Below are 21,074 nucleotides of genomic sequence, written 5' to 3'. Positions count from 1 at the left end.
TGATGCGCGACGTGCTGGCGGACCTGATGGCGGTGTGGACCGCGGGCGGAACGGCGGGTGTCGGGACGGTGGTCCGCACGTTCCGCTCCGCGCCGCGACCGCCGGGGGCGTCGATGGTCGTGGCGCCCGACGGCAGCGCGTCCGGTTCGGTGTCCGGCGGGTGCGTCGAGGGGGCGGTCTACGAACTCGCATCCGAGGTCACGGCATCCGGCACGCCAGTGCTGCAGCGGTACGGGATCAGCGACGAGAACGCGTTCGAGGTGGGTCTCACCTGCGGTGGAATCATCGACATCTTCGTCGAGCCCGTGTCGCGGGACAATTTTCCGGAGCTCGGCGAGATCACCCGGGACATCGACAATCACCTGCCGGTCGCGGTCGCGACCGTCGTGGCGCATCCCGATGCGGCGCGGGTGGGGCGCCGGCTGGTCGTCCGGCCCGAGAGCGTGAGCGGTTCGCTCGGCTCGGACCGGGCCGATTCCGCGGTCACCGACGACGCCCGGGGCCTCCTCGCGGCGGGCGGCAGCACCGTCCTGACGTACGGCACCGACGGTCAGCGACGCGGCGAGGGCATGGAGGTGTTCGTCGCCAGTTACGCGCCGAGGCCGCGCATGCTCGTGTTCGGGGCCATCGACTTCGCCGCCGCGGTGGCCCGGCAGGGCGCCTTCATGGGATATCGGGTGACGGTCTGCGACGCCCGTCCGGTGTTCGCGACCCACGCGCGGTTCCCGACGGCCGACGAGGTGGTGGTGGACTGGCCGCACCGGTATCTCGCTGCGCAGGCCGAGGCCCAGGCCATCGACGGCCGGACCGTGATCTGCGTACTCACCCACGACCCCAAGTTCGACGTCCCTCTCCTCGAGACGGCGCTGCGCCTCCCGGACGTCGCGTTCATCGGCGCCATGGGCTCGCGCAGAACGGACCTGGACCGGCGTGAACGCCTACGTGAGGCCGGTCTGACCGACACCGAACTCGACCGGCTGTCGAGCCCCATCGGCCTGGACATCGGCGCCCGGACACCCGAGGAGACTGCGGTGTCCATCGCCGCCGAGATCATCGCCCGCCGGTGGGGTGGCACGGGGCGCCCGCTGGCGGAGTCGAGCGGCCGGATTCACCACGAGGAACCCGTCGATTCCTTCGTCGACTAGGGCGGTTCACCCGGGGTTGACGGACCACCGGTTCTTGCGCAGGCTGAAAGGATCCACGTTTGTGAGGTAGGTCACAATGCAAGTACCAGGATCCTTCGAATACGAGCGTGCAACGGGCGTCGAGGACGCCATCGCCCTGCTCGACCGGCTGGGCGACGAAGCCCGCCTCGTCGCAGGCGGCCACAGCCTGCTCCCCATGATGAAACTTCGCCTCGCCAATCCCGAGTACCTCATCGACATCAACGACCTCGAGGGCGAACTCGGCTACATCACGACCGAGCGGTCGAGGCTGCGGATCGGTGCGATGACACGGCACCGCCGGCTGCTCGAATCGGACGAGCTCGCGGCGGCATTCCCCCTCTTCCGCGACGCGGAGAAGGTGATCGCCGACCCGGTGGTCCGCAATCGCGGAACCATCGGCGGATCGCTGTGCCAGGCGGATCCGGCCGAGGACCTCACCACTGTCTGCTCTGTTCTCGACGCCACCTGCGTGGTGCGTGGGCCCGGCGGACGCCGCGAGATCCCCATGTCCGAGTTCCTCGTCGGGCCGTACGAGACGGCGCTCGCACACAACGAGATGCTCATCGAGATAGTGATACCCGTCCACGGCCACAGCTCCAGCGCGTACGCCAAGGTCGAACGGCGGACCGGGGATTGGGCGGTCACCGCGGCCGGAGCGGCCGTCACGGTGGAGGGCGGCGAGATCGCCCGGGCCGCGGTCGGCCTCACGGCAGTCAACCCGGATCCGTCCGGACTTTCGGACGTCGCCGACTACCTGACCGGGCGTCCCCCGTCCGAGGAGGCGTTCGCCCAGGCCGGGCGGATGGCCGCGCAGGCCTGCGAACCTGTCGCCGACGCCCGCGGCACCGTCGACTACAAACGCCATCTCGCATCCGAACTCACGATCCGCACACTCCGTACAGCGGTCGACCGGGTGCTCCGCAGCGACGTGGAGCACGAGCCGACCGGAAAAGAGGCATAGCCATGCAGGTGAACATGACCGTCAACGGTGAAGCAGTGAGCGCCGAGGTGGAACCGCGCATGCTGCTGGTCCATTTCCTCCGCGACCGGCTCGGCCTGACCGGGACCCACTGGGGCTGCGACACCAGCAACTGCGGCACGTGCGTCGTCACCGTCGACGGCGATCCGGTGAAGTCGTGCACGATGCTCGCCGCGATGGCGGGCGGGCACGACGTCCGCACGGTCGAGGGCCTCGAACACGACGGCGAACTCGATCCCGTCCAGCAGGGCTTCATGCAGTGCCACGGACTGCAGTGCGGGTTCTGCACCCCCGGCATGATGATGACGGCGCGGGCACTGCTCGACCGGGAGGAGAGCCCCGACGAGGCCACCATCCGGGAGGCGATCTCCGGGCAGATCTGCCGCTGCACCGGGTACACCACGATCGTGCGCTCGATCCAGTGGGCGGCCGACCATCGGGCGGGCGAGGCCGCCGAGCCGGAACCGGCAGGCGACTTCGACGCGGACGTGCAGGAGGACAAGACGCGGGGCGCCGAGGGCGCACCGATGACAGTCGAGGAACACGCGACGACTGGAAGTGCATCATGACCACCGTCGAATCCCGCCCGCCGTCTGGCGGCGCGGATATCGTCGACAACGACAAGAAGCCCTGCGGCCACGGTCGCATGCTGCGCAAGGAGGATCCCCGCTTCATCCGGGGGCTCGGAAATTACGTCGACGACATCACCCTCCCCGGCATGCTGCACCTGGCGATCCTGCGGTCGCCGGTCGCGCACGCGCGGATCGTGAACATCGATACCACTGCGGCACAGGAACACCCGAAGGTGACGGCAGTGGTGACGGGCGCCGACCTCGCCGCGAAGAACCTCGCCTGGATGCCGACGCTGTCCAACGACGTGCAGGCCGTGCTGGCCACCGACAAGGTGCGTTTCCAGGGCCAGGAGGTGGCGTTCGTCATCGCGGAGGACCGTTATTCGGCCCGGGACGCGCTGGAACTGATCGACGTCGAATACGACATGCTCGATCCCGTGGTCGACGCGCGCGCCGCGCTCTCGCCCGATGCGCCGGTGATCCGCGACGACCTCGAGGGCAAGACGGACAATCACTGCTTCGACTGGGAGACAGGCGATGCCGCCGCGACCGAGGCCGTGTTCGCGAAGGCGGACGTGGTGGTGAAGCAGGAGATCGTCTACCCCAGGGTGCATCCGGCGCCGATGGAGACGTGCGGTGCGATCGCCGACGTCGACAGGGTGTCCGGCAAGCTCACCCTGTACACCACGTCGCAGGCCCCGCACGCGCACCGGACGGTCTACGCCTTGGTCTCGGGGATCCCGGAGCACAAGATCCGGGTGGTGTCCCCGGACATCGGCGGCGGATTCGGCAACAAGGTCCCGATCTACCCGGGATACGTGTGCGCGATCGTGGCGTCGCTCGTGACGGGCAAACCGGTGAAGTGGATGGAGGATCGCAGCGAGAACCTGATGAGCACGGGCTTCGCCCGCGACTACATCATGGTCGGCGAGATCGCGGCCACCGCAGAGGGCAAGATGCTCGCGATCCGCACGAAGGTGCTGGCCGACCACGGTGCGTTCAACGGCACTGCGGCCCCGGTGAAGTATCCGGCCGGTTTCTTCGGCGTCTTCACCGGCAGCTACGACATCGAGGCCGCGCACTGCGCGATGACGGCGGTCTACACGAACAAGGCGCCCGGCGGGGTGGCGTACGCCTGCTCGTTCCGCATCACCGAGGCCGTGTATCTGGTCGAGCGGCTCGTCGACTGCCTGGCGTTCGACCTGAAGATGGATCCGGCGGAACTGCGGTTGAAGAATCTGCTGAGGCCGGAACAGTTCCCGTACACCAGCAAGACCGGGTGGGTGTACGACTCGGGCGACTACGAGACCACCATGCGCAAGGCCATGGACATGATCGGCTACCAGCAGTTGCGCGAGGAGCAGAAGGAACGCCGCGAACGCGGCGAGCTGATGGGAATCGGCATGTCGTTCTTCACCGAAGCCGTCGGTGCCGGACCCCGGAAGGACATGGACATCCTGGGCCTCGGCATGGCCGACGGCTGCGAACTGCGCGTCCACCCGACGGGCAAGGCCGTCGTGCGGTTGTCGGTGCAGACCCAGGGGCAGGGTCACGAGACGACGTTCGCGCAGATCGTGGCGGAGGAACTGGGGATCCCACCGGACGACATCGACGTCGTGCACGGCGACACCGACAACACGCCGTTCGGGCTCGGCACGTACGGCAGCCGGTCGACACCGGTGTCGGGGGCGGCCGCGGCGCTCGTGGCCCGCAAGGTCCGGGACAAAGCGAAGATCATCGCCTCGGGCATGCTCGAGGCCTCGGTCGCGGATCTGGAATGGGAAAAGGGCGAATTCCATGTGAAGGGCGATCCCTCGGCGAAGGTGACCATCCAGGACATCGCGATGCGGGCGCACGGCGCCGGCGATCTGCCGGAGGGAATCGAGGGCGGACTCGACGCGCAGATCTGTTACAACCCCGAGAATCTGACGTACCCCTACGGCGCGTACTTCTGCGTCGTCGACGTCGATCCCGGCACCGCGGTGGTGAAGGTGCGGCGGTTCCTCGCCGTCGACGACTGCGGCACGCGCATCAATCCGATGATCATCGAGGGGCAGGTCCACGGCGGCATCGTCGACGGCATCGGTATGGCGCTCATGGAGATCATCGAGTTCGACGAGGACGGCAACTGCCTCGGCGGATCACTGATGGACTACCTGATCCCCACCGCACTCGAGGTCCCGAAGCTCGAGACCGGTTTCACCGTGACCCCGTCGCCGCATCACCCGATCGGCGCGAAGGGCGTCGGCGAGTCCGCGACGGTCGGATCGCCCCCGGCCGTGGTGAACGCGGTCGTGGATGCGCTCGCCCCGTTCGGTATCCGGCACGCCGACATGCCGCTCACCCCGTCCCGGGTGTGGGAGGCCATGCAGGGCCGCGCGACACCCCCGATCTGAATGTCGCCCGTCGGCTGCGAGGAGGCTTGATGGATCTGAAAGAGCGTGCGGCGCAACTGACGCGCGACCGCAGGCCGTTCGTCCGTGCGACCGTGGTGCGGGCGCAGCCGCCCACGTCCAGTCACACCGGCGACGAGGCGATCCTCCTGCAGGACGGGACGATCGAGGGGTTCGTCGGCGGTCAGTGTGCGCAGAATTCGGTACGCATGGCCGCCCTGGGTGCGCTGGCAACCAACGAGAGCGTGCTGTTGCGGGTCCTTCCCGACGGGGCCGTGCAGTTCCCCGAGGCTCCGGGCGCGTCCGTCGTGGTGAATCCGTGCCTGTCCGGCGGTGCCATGGAGATCTTCCTGGAGCCGCAGTTGCCACCGCCGTTGGTGCGGATCTTCGGCACCACACCGATCGCGCAGGCGTTGGGGGGCATAGCGGAACTGCTGGGATTCACCGTCGAGCACGACGACGCCGGAATCGGGCAGTTCTCCGGCACGACGGCGGTGGTGCTCGCCGGCCACGGCGGACCCGAAGCGGAGGTCATCCGTGCGGCGCTCGACGCCGGGGTCGGATATGTCGGGCTCGTCGCCAGCCGAACACGCGGTGGGGCCATCCTCGACACCCTGGGGCTGACCGAGCCCGAGCGGGCGCGCGTGCACACCCCGGTCGGTCTCGACATCGGCGCGCGGACGGCGGCGGAGATCGCGGTGTCGATCGCGGCCGAGTTGGTGCAGGAACTGCGGACCGCGGGACTTCGCGCGCCCGAGGATGATTCGACTCCGTCGGTGGTGGTGACGGAGGTGATCGATCCCGTGTGCGGGATGCGCGTCGTCGTCGGGCCGGACACTGCCCACCTACGGCGCGGCGGCGACGACTTCTGGTTCTGCGGGCCGGGTTGCCGGGCATCGTTCGCGCAGGAGACGGGAGCGGTATGACGGCGGCATTCGAGGACGTGGCGGACGTGGTCCGGCGCTTCGACGCCGAGGACTACCTCCTGGACTTCGGAACCGCGTCGGCCCTGTATCTCGCGGCTGCTCTGCGCCGGCCGCTCCTGCTCGAAGGCGAACCCGGAGTCGGCAAGACCACCGCGGCGAAGGCTCTCGCGACCGTCCTCGGCGCCCCGCTGATCCGGTTGCAGTGCTACGAAGGCCTCACCGCGAACGAAGCCCTCTACGACTGGAACTACCAGCGGCAGTTGCTCACCATCCGGCTGGCCGAATCGCGGGGCGACGGCCTCACCGAGGACGACCTGTTCACCGAGGAGTTCCTGCTGGAACGTCCGATCCTCCATTGCGTGAGATATCGGGGACCGACCCCGCCCGTACTGCTGATCGACGAAATAGACCGAGCCGACGACGAGTTCGAGGCACTCCTCCTCGAATTCCTGGGGGAGGCATCGGTCACCGTTCCGGAACTGGGAACGTTCACGGCCGAACAGCACCCCGTCGTCGTGCTGACGTCCAACCGGAGTCGCGATCTCCACGACGCGCTCCGCAGACGATGCCTCTACCACTGGATCGACTATCCGGAGCCGGCACGGGCGGCCGCCATCGTGCGCCGCACGGTGCCCGCGGCGGCGTCGCCCCTCATCGAGCACGCCACCTGCTTCGTCGGCAGGGCGCGCGAACTCGATCTCGACAAGCCGCCCGGAATCGCCGAGACGATCGACTGGGTGTCCGCACTCGCGGCGCTGGGAGTGGCCGATCTGGTGCGCGACGACGCGATCCAGAGCCTGAGTGCCCTCGCGAAGACCCCGGACGACCGCACAATAGTTCAGGACGCGTTCGCCGACTACGCGCACGGCCTGGCCACCGGATGAGAGGCAACTGCCATGAAGATCGCCAACGAGTTCACCGTCAGCGCCCCGATCGAGCAGGCGTGGGAGGTGCTCAGCGACCTCGAGGAGGTTGCTCCCCTGCTCCCCGGAGCTCAGATGACAGGGCGGGAGGGTGACGATTACCTGGGGAAGGTGAAGGTCAAGGTCGGCCCGGTGACCAGTGAGTTCAAAGGCAAGGCCGCCTTCGTCGAGCGTGACCCGAAGGAGCACCGCGCCGTGATCGATGCCCGCGGGAGGGACTCGCGCGGGTCCGGCAACGCGTCCGCGACGATCACCGCCCAGTTGCACGAGGTCGGCGACCGCACCCGCGTCACCGTGGATACCGACATGAAGATCGTCGGCAAACTCGCGCAGTTCGGCAGCGGGATGATCCAGCAGGTGTCGGAGAAACTCATGGGGCAGTTCGCGGAATCGCTGGAAGCGAAGCTCGCCGGGGGACCCGCTGAACAGCCCGCGGCGGCGCCGGAGTCCACCGGCACCACGACGCTGTCCGTGGCCCGGCCTGCCGCCGAACCGGCGCCGCTGGACCTGCTGGCGTTGTCCGGCGCGGGGGCGTGGAAACGGTATGCCCCGATCCTCGCTGCCATCCTCGCCGGGATCGTGGTCGTCCTCGTGGTGGGCCGCCGCAGGCGATGACCGCGTCGGGCGTCCTGCGGGGCGTCGATCTCGCGGCGTTCGCGGTGGCACTCGTCGCCCGGTTGCGTTCCCGTGGCGTCGTCGTCTCCGCAAGCGGCCCCGTGGTGTTCGTGCAGGCACTTCATCTGTCGCCGCCGAGTTCGCGGTCGCGGCTGTACTGGTCGGCGCGTCTGACACTCGTCAACCGCGTCGACGACCTCGCGCCGTTCGACGCCGTCTTCTCCGCGGTCTTCGAGGACGCCCTGCTGTCCGTGGATCCGCATGCGCGGCGAGCCGCTGCGGGACGGGAGACGGCCCTCGCCGGTGTCCGAGACGGCCGCGACCGGCCCGGTGACGCGCAGGACGTCGACGGCGTGCCGTGGATGACACGACCGATGATGACCGGCGGCGACGACAGCGGCGAGGACGACATTCACGACGTGCTCACCGCCGTGCCGGACACCCTGCCCAGCAGGCTCGTGGTCCGCGCCGACGAACCCTTCGCCCGATTCGACGCCGGCGACCTCAGGCTCCTCGGGGCCTGGCTGGAGCAGGCCACCGCCGCGTGGCCGTCCCGCCGCACCCGACATCGCGAAGTGCATCGCCGCGGCCGGCGTATCGACCTGCGGGCCACCATGAACCGGTCGAGGGCCACGGGCTGGGAGCCGGTGGTCCTCGCGCGGAGCCGTCCGCGGAACCGTCCGCGGCGCATCGTGATGCTGTGCGACGTGAGCCGGTCGATGCAGCCATACGCCGCGATCTATCTCCATCTGATGCGGGCGGCGGTGCAACGACAGACCGCGGGCAGGCCGGAGGTGTTCGCCTTCTCCACGTCGCTGACGAGGCTCACGCCCGTGCTCGCGCACCGCAGCGCCGAGACCGCGGTCCGCAAGGCGAACGACAAGGTGGTCGACAGATTCGGTGGCACCCACATCGCAGGCAGCGTGAGCGAACTGCTCGCGTCCCCGCACGGCAACGCGCTGCGCGGGGCAGTCGTGGTCATCGCGTCCGACGGCTGGGACAGCGACGACCCGACGCGCCTGGCGCATGCCCTCACCCGGGTCCGTCGCCGCGCCCATCGACTGGTGTGGCTCAATCCCCGCGCCGGTGATCCCGACTTCCAGCCGCTCGCCGGATCGATGGCGGCCGCGCTGCCCTTCTGCGATGCCTTCCTCCCCGCACACTCCGTGTCCGCGCTCCGCGACGTGCTGGACGTGATCAGCCGGATGGGGTAGCGGGGGCGCGATTTCCACCCCCAGGGTGCCTGGCCGCCGTCGTGTGTTTCGCCGAAGCTCTAAGGACGGTGCACACCGTTCTTCAGCTCACAGGAGGAAACCCACATGTCGACTTCCAGAACTTCCGCCAGGATCGTGGCGGCCATCGGGGCGGTCCTCGCAGCCCTCTCGATCTCACTGGTGGGGACGGCCGAAATCGCCGGCGCCAGACCATGTCAGAACGATTGTCACGCACCGGTTCCCAAGCCGCCGGTCGACGGCTGCCAACTCTGCAATCCCAACCCACCACCGCCTCCGCCGCCACCGCCCCCGCCGCCACGGTAGGGAAGAGTTCGGCATGCGAGACACGCGCCTCGGCCGCACGGTCGGGGCGCGTGTCGCGTCATGGGGACGACCTCGGTCAGTCGTCCGCGATCAGTCCTCCGCGCCTCCGGGATCCGACTCGCCTTCGGCCTCGTCGCGGTCGGCCCACTCGAGCAGCGGCTCGAGCGAGAACACGGCGTCGTCGATTCCGGCATGCAGGTCACCGAGTTTCGCGAAGCGGTCGGGGACGGTGGCGATCGTGAACTCGTGCGGGTCCACGTCGTCGATCTCCTCCCACGTCACCGGTGTGGACACGGTCGCGTCGGGCACACCCCGCACCGAGTACGCGCTGGCGATGGTGTGATCGCGGGCGTTCTGGTTGTAGTCGACGAACAGCTTGCGCGGGTCCCGGTCCTTCCGCCACCAGGTGGTGGTGACGTCCTGCGGGGCCCGGCGCTCCACTTCGCGGGCGAAGGCCAGCGCGGCCCGCCGGACGTCGCCGAAACCCCAGTCGGGCCGGATCCGGACGTAGACGTGCATGCCGCTTCCGCCGGACGTCTTCGGCCAGCCCGTCGCACCCAGTTCGTCGAGCACCTCGTGCACCACCCCGGCCACGCGCCGCACCGTGTCGAACCCGCACTCGGGCATCGGATCGAGATCGATCCGCCACTCGTCGGGGCGTTCGACGTCCGCGCGGCGCGAGTTCCACGGATGGAACTCGACCGTGGACATCTGCACCGCCCAGATCACGTCCGCCGGGTGCGTCACGCACAGTTCGTCGGCGTGACGGTTGTACCGCGGAAACGTCACCCGCACCGTCTGGACCCAGTCCGGTGCACCGTGCGGCAACCGCTTCTGGTGCACCTTCTCCCCGCTCAGGCCGTCGGGAAAGCGGTGCATCATGCAGGGGCGTTCGCGCAGGGCGCGGACGATCCCGTCGCCGACGCTCAGGTAGTAGTTCGCGAGGTCGAGCTTCGTGGCACCGGTGGCGGGGAAGTAGACGCGTTCCGGGTGCGAGATCCGCACGGTCCGATCGCCGACCTCCAGTTCGACAGCGGGAACCTTGCTCTTGCCGGTCGCCATGCAGTCAACCTAACCCGCACCCGATCCTTCCCGCGCTGTTTGCAGACGGTTTCGCCGGAATCCCAGGCAATTGCGTGAGAATCCGGCCACTGTCCGTGCGTCTGTGGGGCGGGGTCAGAAGCCGGGCGCCCGGCCGCCGTTCCACAGTTGTTCGGTGACGTCGTGGAAGCAGACGAGGGTCACCGGATCGTCCTGACGACGGAGGATGGGCCGGCTGACGAGTGCGCGCACTCGGGATCCGTCCTGATGTGCGAGGTCGACGGGTGCGGTGGCGGACTCGCGGAGGTGTTCGACCGCGTCGGCACCCGCCGGTGCGTCGTCCAGGTCGAGGAATTCGGACACCGGACGTCCGCGCAGTGACGCAACGGGATGACCCAGCATCTCCTCGAAAGCACTGTTCGCGTGGACGACGGTGCCGTCGTTCTCGACCGCCAGGACGGGAACCGGAAGGCGTTCGAGCAGGACGAGGGCGGGTAGCTGCTCGAGGTAGCCCAAAGGAGTTTCCGGGGTCGGGCGACGTCTCTCCTCATACTCTGCCTGTGCGCTCACAGCCCTATACTCTCACCGATTCCGACCGCCCGTCCCGTTGTCGTCGTAGTCGGCGGTTCACGTCCTCCGTGGCCGGGATGTGCACCTGACTACCGGTAGCCGCGGCGACACCCGCCGCACTCGCTACAGCCTGGGATCGTTCCGAAAATCCGTTGCCCGACCTCACTGCGGTCCGTATCGTCACGTGGCTTTGTCAACCCGTCGAGAGAAGGAGTTCATCTCGTCATGGAACCCGTCACCGAACGCGACATCAGGTCGTCGTTCATCAATTGCTCCAAAGGCGACGCCAAGCGTCTGCCCATCCCTCGTGACTTGGACGATCGGCCCTGGGACGATCTCGACTTCCTCGGCTGGAGTGACCCGTCATTTCCGGGCCGCTGCTATGTCGTCGTGCCACGGGACGACGGTCTGGTCGGCGTCGCGCTGCGCTACGAAACGGGCGGTTATCGCCGCGCGCAAATGTGCACCGTCTGCATGACCACGCACGCCAATGGCGGCGTCTCGCTGATGACTGCGCGCAAGTCGGGTGAATCCGGACGCCGGGGCAACTCGATCGGCACCTACATGTGCGCCGATCTCGCCTGCTCGCTCTACGCGCGCCGGAAGAAGTCGCCCGCGCTGGGCAGGCAGTACCGCGAGGATCTCGAGCCCGAGGAGAGGATCGAGCGGGTCCGCGTCAACCTCGACGCCTTCATCTCGAGGGTCTACGGCTGACCGACCCGACCCGACACCCATCCATCGTGCAGCTCGCTAGCTGCTCGTGAGAACGGAGGTAGATGCCATGCGCCGACATTCGAGGAACCCGCGTCCCGGTGCACCCCGAGTTCGGAGACACTGCAACGACACTCGGGGTGTACGGGACTCCTCTCCGGTCGAGACGGCCCGGACATAGACCGGACCGTCCTGTCCGGAGAGGATTCCCGAACTATGCTCGTCGACGCCGAGAACTGAAGTGGGCAAATGCCTTCGCCATGATCGGGGTGGTGACGAGCATGATGACCAGGCGCAACACCTGAGCGGCCGCGACGAACGTGACGTTGGAGGCGGTGGATGCCGATACGGCCAGCACCGCCGCCAGGCCACCGGGCGTCGTGGCGAGATAGGCCTCGAGCAGGCTCACACCGGTGAGGTGGGAGAGTAGGACGCCCAGGCCGGCGCAGGCCGCCCCGACCAGCAGCGTGAGCAGCGCCGCGTACGGCAGGATTCGTCCGATCGCCCGCAGGCTCGCCCGGTCGAACGCGAGCCCGGCCTGCCAGCCGATGAGAATCAACGCGCCGGTCATCAGCATCGGCGGGACCGCGACCGCGTCGCTCCAGCCGCCGAGTTCGAACCCGGCGCTCACCGCCAGCGGACCCAACGTCGCGGGAGCGGGTAGTCGCACGAGTGATGCCACGGCGGTGCCGCCCACGATGAACAATGCCAGGAACGGCAGGGCCACATACCATTCGGACCCACCGCCCTCGGTGCCTGTCACGGTTTCCGCACCGGTATCGGCGCGGAAGCCGAACGTGACGATCATCGGCATCGACACGACGACGAGCGCCACCCTCAGGTACTGCACCACTGCGACGACCCGGTCGTCGCCGCCGAGTTCGCGGGCCATCGCGACGAGTCCGGTGGCGCCGCCCGCAGTCATGGCGAGGGAACCGGTCACCGCGTCCACGTCGCGGTGCAGCGCGAGCAGGGCCCCGGCCGCCACGCTGAGCGCGAGAGTCGCGGCCGCGATCGAGACCACCGGCATCCACATCGAGCCCAGTCCGGCGATCGTGTCCCGGTGCACCATCAGCCCGACCGCGCTCGCCAGCACTCCCTGCGCAAGCTTTCCCAGCGGGCGCGGCACTCGGGCCGGCCCCCATCCGGTGACGGCCAGGGTCGCCGCGACGATCAGGGCGGAGAAGAGACCGGCCGCCGTCAGACCGACGCTTTCGCCGAGCACCCAGCCGCCGACCGACAGTGCGATCAGTGCGGCCCATCGGAGTCCGTGCCGACGCAGTGCGGCCGCGCGCGTGGGCACGGATCGTTCGGGGGATTGCACGTCGTTCACGGGTGGGCGCCTACTCCGGGATGCTGTCCCTGCTCTATGGTGTGCATCAATGTATACCTTAACGGATGTCACTGCGAACGTTAGGATGTATGCATGACGGGTGGCAGCAAGAGCGAACAGGTATACGAGCAGCTCAAGCAGGACATCCTGAACGGTTCCCTGTTCCCGGGCCAGTCGCTGAGTGCCATCGACGTGGGCGCGCGGTTCTCGGCGTCTCGCACCCCGGTTCGCCAGGCCTTCCTTCGGCTCGAGGGGGAGGGGCTGGTCTCGCTCATCGACCGGCAGGGCGCACGGGTCGCTCCCATCTCGATCAAGAGCGTTCGGGACCTGTTCGAGCTACGCATCCTGCTCGAGGCGGCCGCCGCGCGCATGGTCGCCGAGGCCGTCGCCCGAGACGCCACGGCCCGGCAGCAGTTCGAACAGGTAGCGGACGCACTAGGGGCGATCTCCGAGGAGGACCCATCCGAGTCCCGGCGAGATCGTTTCTACGAACTCACGGAAACGTACGACCAGGCCGTGATCGCGCACACCCGGAACGCGCAACTAGCCCGATCGATCGCCGAACTCCGGCCGCACACCGAGAGGCTGCGCAACATCGCCCACTCTCGCCCGGACCGTCTCGACGTCTCGTTGGCGGAGCACCTGTCGATGTGCCGTGCGATCCTCGCCGGCGACGGACCGGCGGCTGCCGCGGCCTGCACCGAGCACCTGACCCAGACGCAGAAGACCATCCTCGACGCGGTCGTCGATCCGCAGGGAGCGGCCGTCGCCATCGACCTGGTCACCGCGTAGTCGCCGTGGTCAGAGCGCGAGGATGGCGGGGACGCTGAGGACTGCCACGTAGTACCCCATGAACAGGACGCCTGCGTGGATCTTGAACGCCCGCGACAGCAGACCGCCGACGAGTCCGACAGTGAGGGTGACGGCGAGGCCGAGGATGCCGCCCTCCCAAACGCTGATGACGACGACCAGGCCCGTGAACGTGGCGATGATCGCCTCGTGGCTGACGTACCGGACGACGAGCGTCGCCGCGCGGTGAGCGAAGTTCATCGCGAACGGGTACGCGATGATCGCGGCGATCACCACCGCACCGAGACCGTAGAGCAGGAACTCCCAGTTCGTCAGTGCCGTGGACAGGTTGCGGATCTGCCCGGTGCCGTCGTCGGTGGTGAAGACCGGCGGCGCGTTGAACAGGGGAGCGGCCGGGCCTGCCGCGACCGGGCTCAGCGGCAGACCGAACGCGATGAGCGGGATGAGCGCTTCGGCGATGTAGGTCGATTCGGCGGTTCCGTTGCGCGCGGCGATCACCGACGTCAACCGGTGGTAGCCCTGCTTGACCCGTGAACCGACGACCTCGCCCATGAGCACGGTCATCGCGACCGGGCTGAACACGAATGTGGCGCTCGAGACGGTCGCGGTCGCCGCGACCTGTGCGGTCTGCCTGCCGTCGAGCATCCGGAACGGGTTCGGGAAGTATCCCTTCCACCCCTTGATCTCCGGGGCGAGCCACACCGTCGCCGGTTCCTTGCGGGCCATGTCCTTGCGTCCCGACGCACCCAGTACGAGGAACAGTTCCGCGATGAGCGGGCCGACCGCGATGCCGAGGAAGTAGCTGATGTTCAGCGAGACGTCGTAGCTCTTCGTCAGACGTTCAGCTCCCGGGTCGCCGGATCGAACTCGGACAGGTAGGTGACGTCGGTGCCCATCATCTCGTGGGCGCGGCTTACCAACCGTCCGAGGAGGGCGTCGATGTCACGGAGTTCGGCGAGTTCGCGGGCACTCGAGAACAGCACCCCGAGTTCGCGTTCCCGTCGCCGCAAACGGGTCAGCTCGACCTGGTGCCGGCGCACCTTCTCCGCGAACGCCGCCCTGGCGGCCGGGTAAGTCCCTAGCTCATCCCTTCTTGAGGATCACGGTCTTCGTCTCGGTGTATGCGTCGAGGACCGCGCCGCCGTGCTCACGTCCCCACCCGGACTGCTTGTAACCACCGAACGGCAGGGCCGGGTCGAGGACGTGGTAGCTGTTGATCCACACCGTCCCAGCCTTGATGCGCGCCGCGACGTTGTGGGCCTTGGACACATCCGAGGTCCAGACACCGGCGGCGAGCCCGTAGTCGGTGTCGTTCGCGGTGCGGACGATGTCGTCGACCTCGTCGAACGGAGCGACGGTGACCACCGGTCCGAAGATCTCCTCCTTGACCACTCGCATGGTCGGGGTGGTATCGACCAGGACGGTCGGTTCGACAAAGTATCCGACGTCGCCCTTGCGGCCACCACCGGTCAGTGCGGTGGCCCCCTCGGCCCTGCCGCTGTCGAGGTATCCGAGGACCGTGTCGAGTTGCTTCTGCGACACCAGAGGCCCCATCTGGCTTTCGGGGTCGAGGCTGTCGCCCACCTTCAGGGTGGAGGCGATCTTGGCGACCCCTTCGACGACTCGGTCGTAGACCTTCGATTGCACGAACAACCGTGACCCCGCCTCGCAGGCCTCGCCCTGATTGAAGAAGATGGCCATTGCCGCACCTTCGATGGCGGCGTCGATGTCGGCGTCGTCGAAGATGATGTTGGGGGATTTGCCGCCGAGTTCGAGGGTCACCTTCTTCAGGTTTCCGCGTGCGGCACCGACGATGTGCCGTCCCACCTCGGTCGACCCCGTGAACGAGACCTTGTCGACGCCGGGATGAGCGCTGAGTGCGGCGCCGACGTTCTCGCCGTCGCCTTGCACGATGTTCACCACGCCGTCGGGGATACCGGCCTCGCGGAGCACGTCGCCGAGCAGCGCCGCGCTGAGCGGGGTCTGTTCCGCCGGCTTGAGGATGATGGTGTTGCCCGCGGCGAGTGCGGGGCTCAGCTTCCAGGCTGCGAGCAGCAGCGGGAAGTTCCAGGCGACGATCGCGGCGACGACGCCCACCGGCTCGCGCACGGTGTACGCCAGGTAATCGCCCGGCGCTGCGGTGGACGTGACCGGAATTGTGCTGCCCTCCAGTTTCGTGGGCCACCCCGCCATGTAGCGGAACCAGTCGGCGGACAGGGGGACATCGACCAGACGTGCGTAGGTCAGCGGCTTTCCGTTGTCGAGCGCTTCGACGAGCGCGAATTCCTCGACCCGTTCCTCCAGTAGATCGCCGACCCGCCAGAGAATCTTGCTTCGCTGTGCCGGAGTCATGCGTCCCCACGGTCCGTCGAGTGCTCTGCGAGCAGCCGACACCGCCCGGTTGACGTCCTCGTCGCCGCCGAACGCCACCTGCGCCAAGGCTTCACCATTGCACGGATTGAATGTTGCGAAGACTTCGCCGGAGGCGGACGGAACATTCCGGCCGTCGATCAGATGGAGAACGGGACTCGTCAGGAAGCGGGAGACCTCGGGTGACGGTGCGGGTGATGTCGTTGTCATGGTGTGCTCCTCGATGGTGTATTTGGCCTGTCGGCCGATGGTGGGCAGGGATGTGAACTGTGGTCTCGAACGGTGGCGCGGCTCTCTCTCCGCGCGGAAGATCGTCAATTGCCGGGAACCGCAGTGCAGTTCGTCATTCGCCGGCTCGTGGACGACGCTAGTCTCCCGCGCCGAACGTCATCTGTGTGGAAACCGGACAGTTTCTTGACAACCCCGTCGGAACGCGCAGAATTTGGAGTGCAACAGGCACCGGTTCCGAGTACCCGGCACCGGTGACCCTGCCCAGAAACCGGGAGGTGTCATGCCGTATTGGTCCACCTCAGGTCTGAGCACTCGCGATCAGGCGAGTTACTGGGGTGATGTCGTGTGTGAAGCCTTCACTCCACTGGCACCTCAGCGTGGGCGTGCCCAGACTGCGCGTAGCGCGACCCCGGACGGTATTCCCGGGTGGGTGCGCTCGGAGGCACTGGTCGAGACCAACTGCGCCGAGATCTCCTCGTGCACACAGCTACTGACCCACGGTCCCAGGGAAGTTCGCCGCGCACCCCTGGACGCCTTGTTCGTGAATCTGCAGTTGGAGGGAACGTGTTACGGAGAGCAGGATGGACGCCGTTGCATCGTCCATCCGGGCAGCTATGCCGTGTTCGACACGACGCGCCCGTACACCCTCGAGTTCCGGGAGCCGGACGACACGGCCAGTTGGCGGGTGTTGTCATTTCGCATTCCTCGGGATCAGTGGAGCGCGAACGTGCGGGGCGTCGGAGCGACGGCGCGCGCCATCGACACGACGAGCGGACCGGGAAACGTCGTCGGGGCAATGATGTCTTCCCTCTGGCGGGAGCGCCCCGCCTTCGACCAGACCACGGTGAGAACGCTCGAGCGTTCTTTCACGGATGTTCTCGCCGCAGTAACGGAGCCCCCGGCCGGAGGAACCCGCACCGAAGGTCGTGACGCGGCGCTCCGCCAGGTCGTCCGCCATTACATTCGCTCAGCAGTCCCTCTGGGCCGGGTTACCGCGGCGGCCGCCGCGCGCGAAGCCGCCGTCTCGGTGCGAACGCTGCACCGCCTGTTCCAGGCGGTCGGCGCCACGTTCGCGGAGTGTGTTCGGGACGAACGCCTGCAGGGGGCGATGCAGGACCTGGCGGTGGCGCCCGACTCGGTGACCGTGAGTGAGATCGCTGCGCGGTGGGGCTTCTACGACAGCTCCCACCTCACCCGCACGTTTCAGAGCTGTCTCGGTTGCACGCCCACGGAATTTCGCATCGCGAGCAGAGCGTCGGGTGACCGACCGGTCGTACGAGGTCAACCTGCCACGATTCCGGCGGCGGACAGCATCGGATCGTAGTCCGACCGCTTCATCAGGGCATGGAGCTGCCGGCGCCGAACGCCCATGTTGCCCCCGTCGTAGAGCGGGAAGCACAGGACGTCTTCCATGATTCCGGCGATTGGTGTCTGGTCTCCGTAGGAGTTCACTCCCACCACGCGCATCGTGTCGTACACCACCTGTACCGCAAGTTCGGACGCGTAGATCTTGACCATGTGGCCGAGCTCTTCGTCCGCGCCGCCCGTCTTGTCGTAGAGGTCGCATGCTTTCCAGGTGAAGTATCGAGCGGCCTCGATGCGGGTCTTGATGTCGACCAGCATGTACCCGACGTTTTGGTAGTCGATGATCGGGACCGGGCCCGAACGTCTGTCGCTCTTCGCGAAGGTGAAGGCGTAGTCGAATGCCGCCCGCATCCGGCCGACACACGCAGCCCCGATGATCGACGAGGTCCAGTTGAACGTCTTCCGGACGATCTCCATGCCGTCACCGGGCTTTCCGATGATGTTTCCGGCCGGCACGCGCACGTCGGTGAAGGTGATGCGAGGTGATGCCGTGGCACGGTGCCCCATGGTGTCGATATAGGACTCGACAGCGACGCCGGGCGTGTCCCCGGGTACGACGATCACGGCCATCGACTCGTTCAAGGGAAGTGTCGGATCCGTACGGCAGAGAACGCTGATCAGCGCAGCACCGTTGCCGTCCCATCCCGAACCATTGGTGGTGAAGTGTTTGTCCCCGTTGATCACCCATTCGTCGCCGTCCAAGCGCGCGAAGGTCTGCACACCTGCCGAGGCATCCGCATTGTCGAAGTTCGCGCCGCCGGCGGTCTCGGTGAACGCCCACGCCGCGAGTAACGGTTCACTGCCGGCGAAGGGCGGCAGGAACCTGGATTTCTGATCCGCGGTTCCGAAGTGGATGATGGGCTGCAGCCCCAATCCGGTGCCGAGCAGCGCACTGGGAACATTGATGTCGGCACGGGTGAGTTCTTCTGCCGCCAAGGCGAAATCGAGCGACGGCATAGCCGTGCCGCCGTACTCGACCGGCAGCAACGCTTTGAGGAATCCGGCATGCACCATGTCCTGATAGAACGGTTTGATCGCCGCGAAGCGCGCCTCAGGCGTCGGAAGTGGGGCGATGACGCCTTCAACGAGACTGAGCCGCTCGTCGGCGAAGGCTCGCGCCGCCTTCTGCAGGGCCGCCTGGTCTGGACTCAGGTCGAAGTCGATTGCCATTGGGATCAGATCCTCCGTCGATTGTGTGACCCCGGACACGTCCGGGCGTGACACATCAATAGTGGTCCCGCGCCGGCCCTCGAAATTGGACGGTTGCGCCAAAACTCGTGGATGGTTGCGCCAAGACCTGATCGATCCCTGTTGCCGACCGATCAGTCGGCAGCGCCGGCGATCCGCTGCGCCGCTTCGTGCAGGGCTCGGTGGTTCTCGTCGTGCCGCCCGGACTGTTCGGCTAGCTGCGGTCGGGTAGGTAGCCCGGTCTAGGGCATGTCTCCCAATAGTTTGAGCCATTCGACGATGCCGGCGAGAAGGAATCCAGCCCGGTAAGTCAGGGCAAGCTTGTCATACCGGGTTGCCACCGCTCGCCACTGTTTTGCCTTGTTGAAGGCCCTTTCCACCACGTTGCGGCCCTTGTATGACTCGGCATCGAAGTTCGGTGGCCGACCGCCCGCGCTGCCCTTGTTCTTGCGGTTGGCCACCTGATCGGACTTCTCGGGAATGACCGCCTTGATGCCCTTGCTGCGTAGCAGTTCTCGATTGGCCTTGGATGTGTACGCCTTGTCGGCACGGACCTCGTCCGGGCGCGTGCGGGGTGCGCCGCCACCGATGCGCGGCACGCAGATGCCCTCCAGGAGCGGGCCGAACATCGGGCTGTCGCCTGCCTGGCCAGGACCCACCAGCACCGACAAGGGACGTCCGTCGCCATCGCATGCCAGGTGGACTTTGCAGGTCAGCCCGCCGCGGGACCGGCCGATGCCGTGATCGACCGGTTCGTCAAGCAGATTCGTGTAATTCGGTAGATCCCCCTGTGTCACGCGCGGCGTTGGCGCCGTGCTGGTGCACCCGCACCACGGTGGAATCCACCGACACCGCCCAATCCAGGTCGCCACCGGCATCGGCCATCGCCGCCAGGGCTATGAGTACCCGATCCCACGTTCCATCCCCGGCGTAGCGTCGGTGCCGTTTCCACACCGTCTTCCAGGGGCCGAAATGCGCAGGTAGATCCCGCCACGGGAGCCCGGTACGCAGCCGGTAGAGCATCCCCTCCACCACGAGCCGGCTGTTCTGGAACTTCCGCCCCCGCAGCCCATCCGAACTGGGCAACAGCAGCGCAAGCAACTCCCACTGCTTGTCCGTCAACACCTCAAACCGATTAACAACGTCTGCCACAGCGAAGAGTCTGCAGCACAACACCCCAAATCATTGGGAGACACGCCCTAGTACTTCGGTCTATGTCGGATACTCTGGGTGTGCCGCGTGCTCGGCGAGCGAAAGGGTCTGCACATGCGAAACGACGACGACGCCCGGAGCGGCGGCTCCGTTCCGATGCCCCGGCAGGCCGTCACCATGCAGGACATCGCCGACCGCGTGGGCGTGTCGAAGGCATTGGTCTCCATGGTGTTTCGTCGCGTTCCCGGACCGAGTGCGGAGACACGGAATCGGGTCCTCGACGTCGCGGACGAGCTCGGGTACCGACCGAACCGTACGGCCGCCCTGATGTCGCTCCGGCGGACCCACCTCGTGGGTGTGATGGCGGATATTCGCAACAGCTTCCACGCCGAGATGGTCGAGTACATCGTCGCCGCCGCCGACGAGCACGGGTACGAGGTGGTGCTCGGCGCCCTGACTCCCACGCACGCCGAACCGAAAGTCGTCGAAACGCTGCTCGATTTCCGCTGCGAAGCCCTGATCCTGCTCGGCACCGAACTCGGCGCCGACGTGCTCGACACGCTCGGGGAACGGGTACCGGTGGTCGTGGTCGGCCGCCGCGTCGGTGACAGCGCGGTCGACGTCGTGCGGACGGCGGACGGCAAGGGGATCGGCACCGTCGTCGACCATCTCGTGGAGCTGGGACATCGCCGGATCACGCACCTCAGCGGGGGTACGGGCACGATTGCAGCCGACCGGAGGTCGGGGTACACCCGTGCCATGCGTCGTCACGGACTCGATATCGACGTCGTCGAGGGCGATTTCACCGACAGCGCCGGAACGGCCGCCGCGGGCACTCTGCTCGGGCGGTCGCAGCTTCCCACCGCGGTGATCGCGGCCAACGACCGCAGTGCCATCGGGCTGATCGGCGAACTGCGGAGCAGGGGTGTGCGGATCCCCGAAGACGTCTCGGTCTCCGGATACGACGACAGCGTGCTCGCCCAGCTGGCGCACATCGATCTGACGTCGGTCAATCAGCAACCGCGGGAGCAGGCCGCCACCGCGGTGGATGCGGTCATCCAGCGGCTGGACCGGGGGAGGACCGAATCGGTGGCGACCGTCCTCCGGCCGCGGCTCGTCGCGCGTCGTACCACCGGGCCCGCGCCCGTGCCGGTGGACGGATCCCGGTCGGGCGTGTCCTGACCTGCGACG

General features: G+C 67.5%; 20 protein-coding genes. 12 read left to right on the top strand and 8 right to left on the bottom strand.

The annotated features are described in order from the left end of the window. Positions 1 to 2: 2 nt before the first annotated feature. The 8 genes from JVH1_RS10150 (at position 3) to JVH1_RS10115 (ending at position 8,788) form a co-directional block, all read left to right on the top strand. A complete protein-coding gene (locus JVH1_RS10150; protein ID WP_043781187.1) occupies positions 3 to 1,145 on the top strand; it encodes an XdhC/CoxI family protein in 1,143 nt (380 codons plus the stop codon). Between the two features lie 76 nt (positions 1,146 to 1,221). Further along, on the top strand, positions 1,222 to 2,127 hold the full coding sequence (locus tag JVH1_RS10145) for a xanthine dehydrogenase family protein subunit M (RefSeq protein ID WP_009478263.1): 906 nt from the start codon (positions 1,222 to 1,224) through the stop codon (positions 2,125 to 2,127). A gap of 2 nt (positions 2,128 to 2,129) precedes the next feature. Continuing rightward, the gene (locus JVH1_RS10140) at positions 2,130 to 2,714 is read left to right on the top strand and encodes a (2Fe-2S)-binding protein (protein WP_009478264.1); all 585 of its coding nucleotides are present in this window, start codon (positions 2,130 to 2,132) and stop codon (positions 2,712 to 2,714) included. Next, entirely contained in the window at positions 2,711 to 5,113 is a 2,403-nt protein-coding gene (locus JVH1_RS10135) for an aerobic carbon-monoxide dehydrogenase large subunit (RefSeq protein WP_009478265.1), read from the top strand. The genes JVH1_RS10140 and JVH1_RS10135 overlap by 4 nt, the downstream gene beginning before the upstream one ends. Before the next feature lie 29 nt (positions 5,114 to 5,142). Beyond that, the gene (locus tag JVH1_RS10130) at positions 5,143 to 6,036 is read left to right on the top strand and encodes an XdhC family protein (protein WP_009478266.1); all 894 of its coding nucleotides are present in this window, start codon (positions 5,143 to 5,145) and stop codon (positions 6,034 to 6,036) included. Continuing rightward, positions 6,033 to 6,920, top strand: coding sequence for a MoxR family ATPase (locus JVH1_RS10125; protein WP_009478267.1), 888 nt, complete (start codon positions 6,033 to 6,035; stop codon positions 6,918 to 6,920). The genes JVH1_RS10130 and JVH1_RS10125 overlap by 4 nt, the downstream gene beginning before the upstream one ends. 12 nt (positions 6,921 to 6,932) lie before the next feature. Continuing rightward, positions 6,933 to 7,574 (top strand): SRPBCC family protein, encoded by a 642-nt coding sequence (locus JVH1_RS10120; RefSeq protein ID WP_009478268.1) that lies wholly within the window; start codon positions 6,933 to 6,935, stop codon positions 7,572 to 7,574. Next, positions 7,571 to 8,788 (top strand): VWA domain-containing protein, encoded by a 1,218-nt coding sequence (locus JVH1_RS10115; RefSeq protein WP_009478269.1) that lies wholly within the window; start codon positions 7,571 to 7,573, stop codon positions 8,786 to 8,788. Before JVH1_RS10120 ends, JVH1_RS10115 begins: the two co-directional genes overlap by 4 nt. A 414-nt stretch (positions 8,789 to 9,202) precedes the next feature. On the opposite strand, the gene ligD is transcribed toward JVH1_RS10115, so the two are convergent. Both ligD and JVH1_RS10105 read right to left on the bottom strand, forming a co-directional pair. Then, entirely contained in the window at positions 9,203 to 10,174 is a 972-nt protein-coding gene (ligD, locus tag JVH1_RS10110; RefSeq protein ID WP_009478270.1) for a non-homologous end-joining DNA ligase, read from the bottom strand. 114 nt (positions 10,175 to 10,288) lie between these two features. Then, positions 10,289 to 10,723 (bottom strand): PAS domain-containing protein, encoded by a 435-nt coding sequence (locus JVH1_RS10105; protein WP_043781178.1) that lies wholly within the window; start codon positions 10,721 to 10,723, stop codon positions 10,289 to 10,291. A gap of 225 nt (positions 10,724 to 10,948) precedes the next feature. Here JVH1_RS10105 and JVH1_RS10100 point away from each other — a divergent pair, with 225 nt between their 5' ends. Beyond that, a complete protein-coding gene (locus tag JVH1_RS10100; protein WP_009478273.1) occupies positions 10,949 to 11,437 on the top strand; it encodes an FBP domain-containing protein in 489 nt (162 codons plus the stop codon). Positions 11,438 to 11,648: 211 nt separating this feature from the next. On the opposite strand, the gene JVH1_RS10095 is transcribed toward JVH1_RS10100, so the two are convergent. After that, positions 11,649 to 12,767 (bottom strand): AbrB family transcriptional regulator, encoded by a 1,119-nt coding sequence (locus JVH1_RS10095; protein ID WP_009478274.1) that lies wholly within the window; start codon positions 12,765 to 12,767, stop codon positions 11,649 to 11,651. Between the two features lie 93 nt (positions 12,768 to 12,860). Between JVH1_RS10095 and JVH1_RS10090 the strand changes: the two genes are divergently transcribed. Then, positions 12,861 to 13,559, top strand: coding sequence for a GntR family transcriptional regulator (locus tag JVH1_RS10090; protein WP_009478275.1), 699 nt, complete (start codon positions 12,861 to 12,863; stop codon positions 13,557 to 13,559). A gap of 9 nt (positions 13,560 to 13,568) precedes the next feature. On the opposite strand, the gene JVH1_RS10085 is transcribed toward JVH1_RS10090, so the two are convergent. The 3 genes from JVH1_RS10085 to JVH1_RS10075 form a co-directional block, all read right to left on the bottom strand. Then, positions 13,569 to 14,303, bottom strand: a complete 735-nt coding sequence (locus JVH1_RS10085; protein WP_337460994.1) for a hypothetical protein — start codon at positions 14,301 to 14,303, stop codon at positions 13,569 to 13,571. Between the two features lie 107 nt (positions 14,304 to 14,410). Next, positions 14,411 to 14,617 (bottom strand): hypothetical protein, encoded by a 207-nt coding sequence (locus JVH1_RS10080; protein ID WP_009478277.1) that lies wholly within the window; start codon positions 14,615 to 14,617, stop codon positions 14,411 to 14,413. Between the two features lie 43 nt (positions 14,618 to 14,660). Continuing rightward, on the bottom strand, positions 14,661 to 16,157 hold the full coding sequence (locus JVH1_RS10075; RefSeq protein ID WP_009478278.1) for an aldehyde dehydrogenase family protein: 1,497 nt from the start codon (positions 16,155 to 16,157) through the stop codon (positions 14,661 to 14,663). A gap of 301 nt (positions 16,158 to 16,458) precedes the next feature. Between JVH1_RS10075 and JVH1_RS10070 the strand changes: the two genes are divergently transcribed. Further along, on the top strand, positions 16,459 to 17,502 hold the full coding sequence (locus tag JVH1_RS10070) for a helix-turn-helix domain-containing protein (protein WP_083849823.1): 1,044 nt from the start codon (positions 16,459 to 16,461) through the stop codon (positions 17,500 to 17,502). Here the strand turns inward: JVH1_RS10070 and JVH1_RS10065 are convergent. Continuing rightward, positions 17,460 to 18,713: an acyl-CoA dehydrogenase family protein gene (locus JVH1_RS10065; RefSeq protein ID WP_009478280.1), complete on the bottom strand. Its 1,254-nt coding sequence runs from the start codon at positions 18,711 to 18,713 to the stop codon at positions 17,460 to 17,462. The two genes, JVH1_RS10070 and JVH1_RS10065, sit on opposite strands and share 43 nt — an antisense overlap. A gap of 260 nt (positions 18,714 to 18,973) precedes the next feature. Then, positions 18,974 to 19,883 (bottom strand): IS5 family transposase gene (locus JVH1_RS10060; RefSeq protein WP_255284983.1). Its coding sequence is split into 2 segments (ribosomal slippage): positions 18,974 to 19,531 and positions 19,533 to 19,883, totalling 909 coding nucleotides; the frame shifts between segments, so codons are not numbered across the junction. Positions 19,884 to 19,997: 114 nt separating this feature from the next. Between JVH1_RS10060 and JVH1_RS10055 the strand changes: the two genes are divergently transcribed. Beyond that, positions 19,998 to 21,065 carry a LacI family DNA-binding transcriptional regulator gene (locus tag JVH1_RS10055; RefSeq protein ID WP_083849828.1) on the top strand — a complete coding sequence of 356 codons (1,068 nt, stop codon included), beginning with the start codon at positions 19,998 to 20,000 and terminating at the stop codon, positions 21,063 to 21,065. Positions 21,066 to 21,074 lie beyond the last annotated feature (9 nt).

Source organism: Rhodococcus sp. JVH1 (assembly GCF_000280725.2).
Lineage (GTDB): Bacteria > Actinomycetota > Actinomycetes > Mycobacteriales > Mycobacteriaceae > Rhodococcus_F > Rhodococcus_F jostii_A.
This window is presented reverse-complemented; position numbering and strand designations above follow the sequence as displayed.

What these genes read in the sequence shown, in the direction of transcription:
- JVH1_RS10150 (WP_043781187.1), top strand. Translation starts at nt 3, where the DNA reads ATGCGCGACGTGCTGGCGGACCTGATGGCGGTGTGGACCGCGGGCGGA.
- JVH1_RS10145 (WP_009478263.1), top strand. Translation starts at nt 1,222, where the DNA reads ATGCAAGTACCAGGATCCTTCGAATACGAGCGTGCAACGGGCGTCGAG.
- JVH1_RS10140 (WP_009478264.1), top strand. Translation starts at nt 2,130, where the DNA reads ATGCAGGTGAACATGACCGTCAACGGTGAAGCAGTGAGCGCCGAGGTG.
- JVH1_RS10135 (WP_009478265.1), top strand. Translation starts at nt 2,711, where the DNA reads ATGACCACCGTCGAATCCCGCCCGCCGTCTGGCGGCGCGGATATCGTC.
- JVH1_RS10130 (WP_009478266.1), top strand. Translation starts at nt 5,143, where the DNA reads ATGGATCTGAAAGAGCGTGCGGCGCAACTGACGCGCGACCGCAGGCCG.
- JVH1_RS10125 (WP_009478267.1), top strand. Translation starts at nt 6,033, where the DNA reads ATGACGGCGGCATTCGAGGACGTGGCGGACGTGGTCCGGCGCTTCGAC.
- JVH1_RS10120 (WP_009478268.1), top strand. Translation starts at nt 6,933, where the DNA reads ATGAAGATCGCCAACGAGTTCACCGTCAGCGCCCCGATCGAGCAGGCG.
- JVH1_RS10115 (WP_009478269.1), top strand. Translation starts at nt 7,571, where the DNA reads ATGACCGCGTCGGGCGTCCTGCGGGGCGTCGATCTCGCGGCGTTCGCG.
- ligD (WP_009478270.1), bottom strand. Translation starts at nt 10,174, where the DNA reads ATGGCGACCGGCAAGAGCAAGGTTCCCGCTGTCGAACTGGAGGTCGGC.
- JVH1_RS10100 (WP_009478273.1), top strand. Translation starts at nt 10,949, where the DNA reads ATGGAACCCGTCACCGAACGCGACATCAGGTCGTCGTTCATCAATTGC.
- JVH1_RS10090 (WP_009478275.1), top strand. Translation starts at nt 12,861, where the DNA reads ATGACGGGTGGCAGCAAGAGCGAACAGGTATACGAGCAGCTCAAGCAG.
- JVH1_RS10085 (WP_337460994.1), bottom strand. Translation starts at nt 14,303, where the DNA reads ATGGCCCGCAAGGAACCGGCGACGGTGTGGCTCGCCCCGGAGATCAAG.
- JVH1_RS10075 (WP_009478278.1), bottom strand. Translation starts at nt 16,157, where the DNA reads ATGACAACGACATCACCCGCACCGTCACCCGAGGTCTCCCGCTTCCTG.
- JVH1_RS10070 (WP_083849823.1), top strand. Translation starts at nt 16,459, where the DNA reads ATGCCGTATTGGTCCACCTCAGGTCTGAGCACTCGCGATCAGGCGAGT.
- JVH1_RS10065 (WP_009478280.1), bottom strand. Translation starts at nt 18,713, where the DNA reads ATGGCAATCGACTTCGACCTGAGTCCAGACCAGGCGGCCCTGCAGAAG.
- JVH1_RS10055 (WP_083849828.1), top strand. Translation starts at nt 19,998, where the DNA reads ATGCGAAACGACGACGACGCCCGGAGCGGCGGCTCCGTTCCGATGCCC.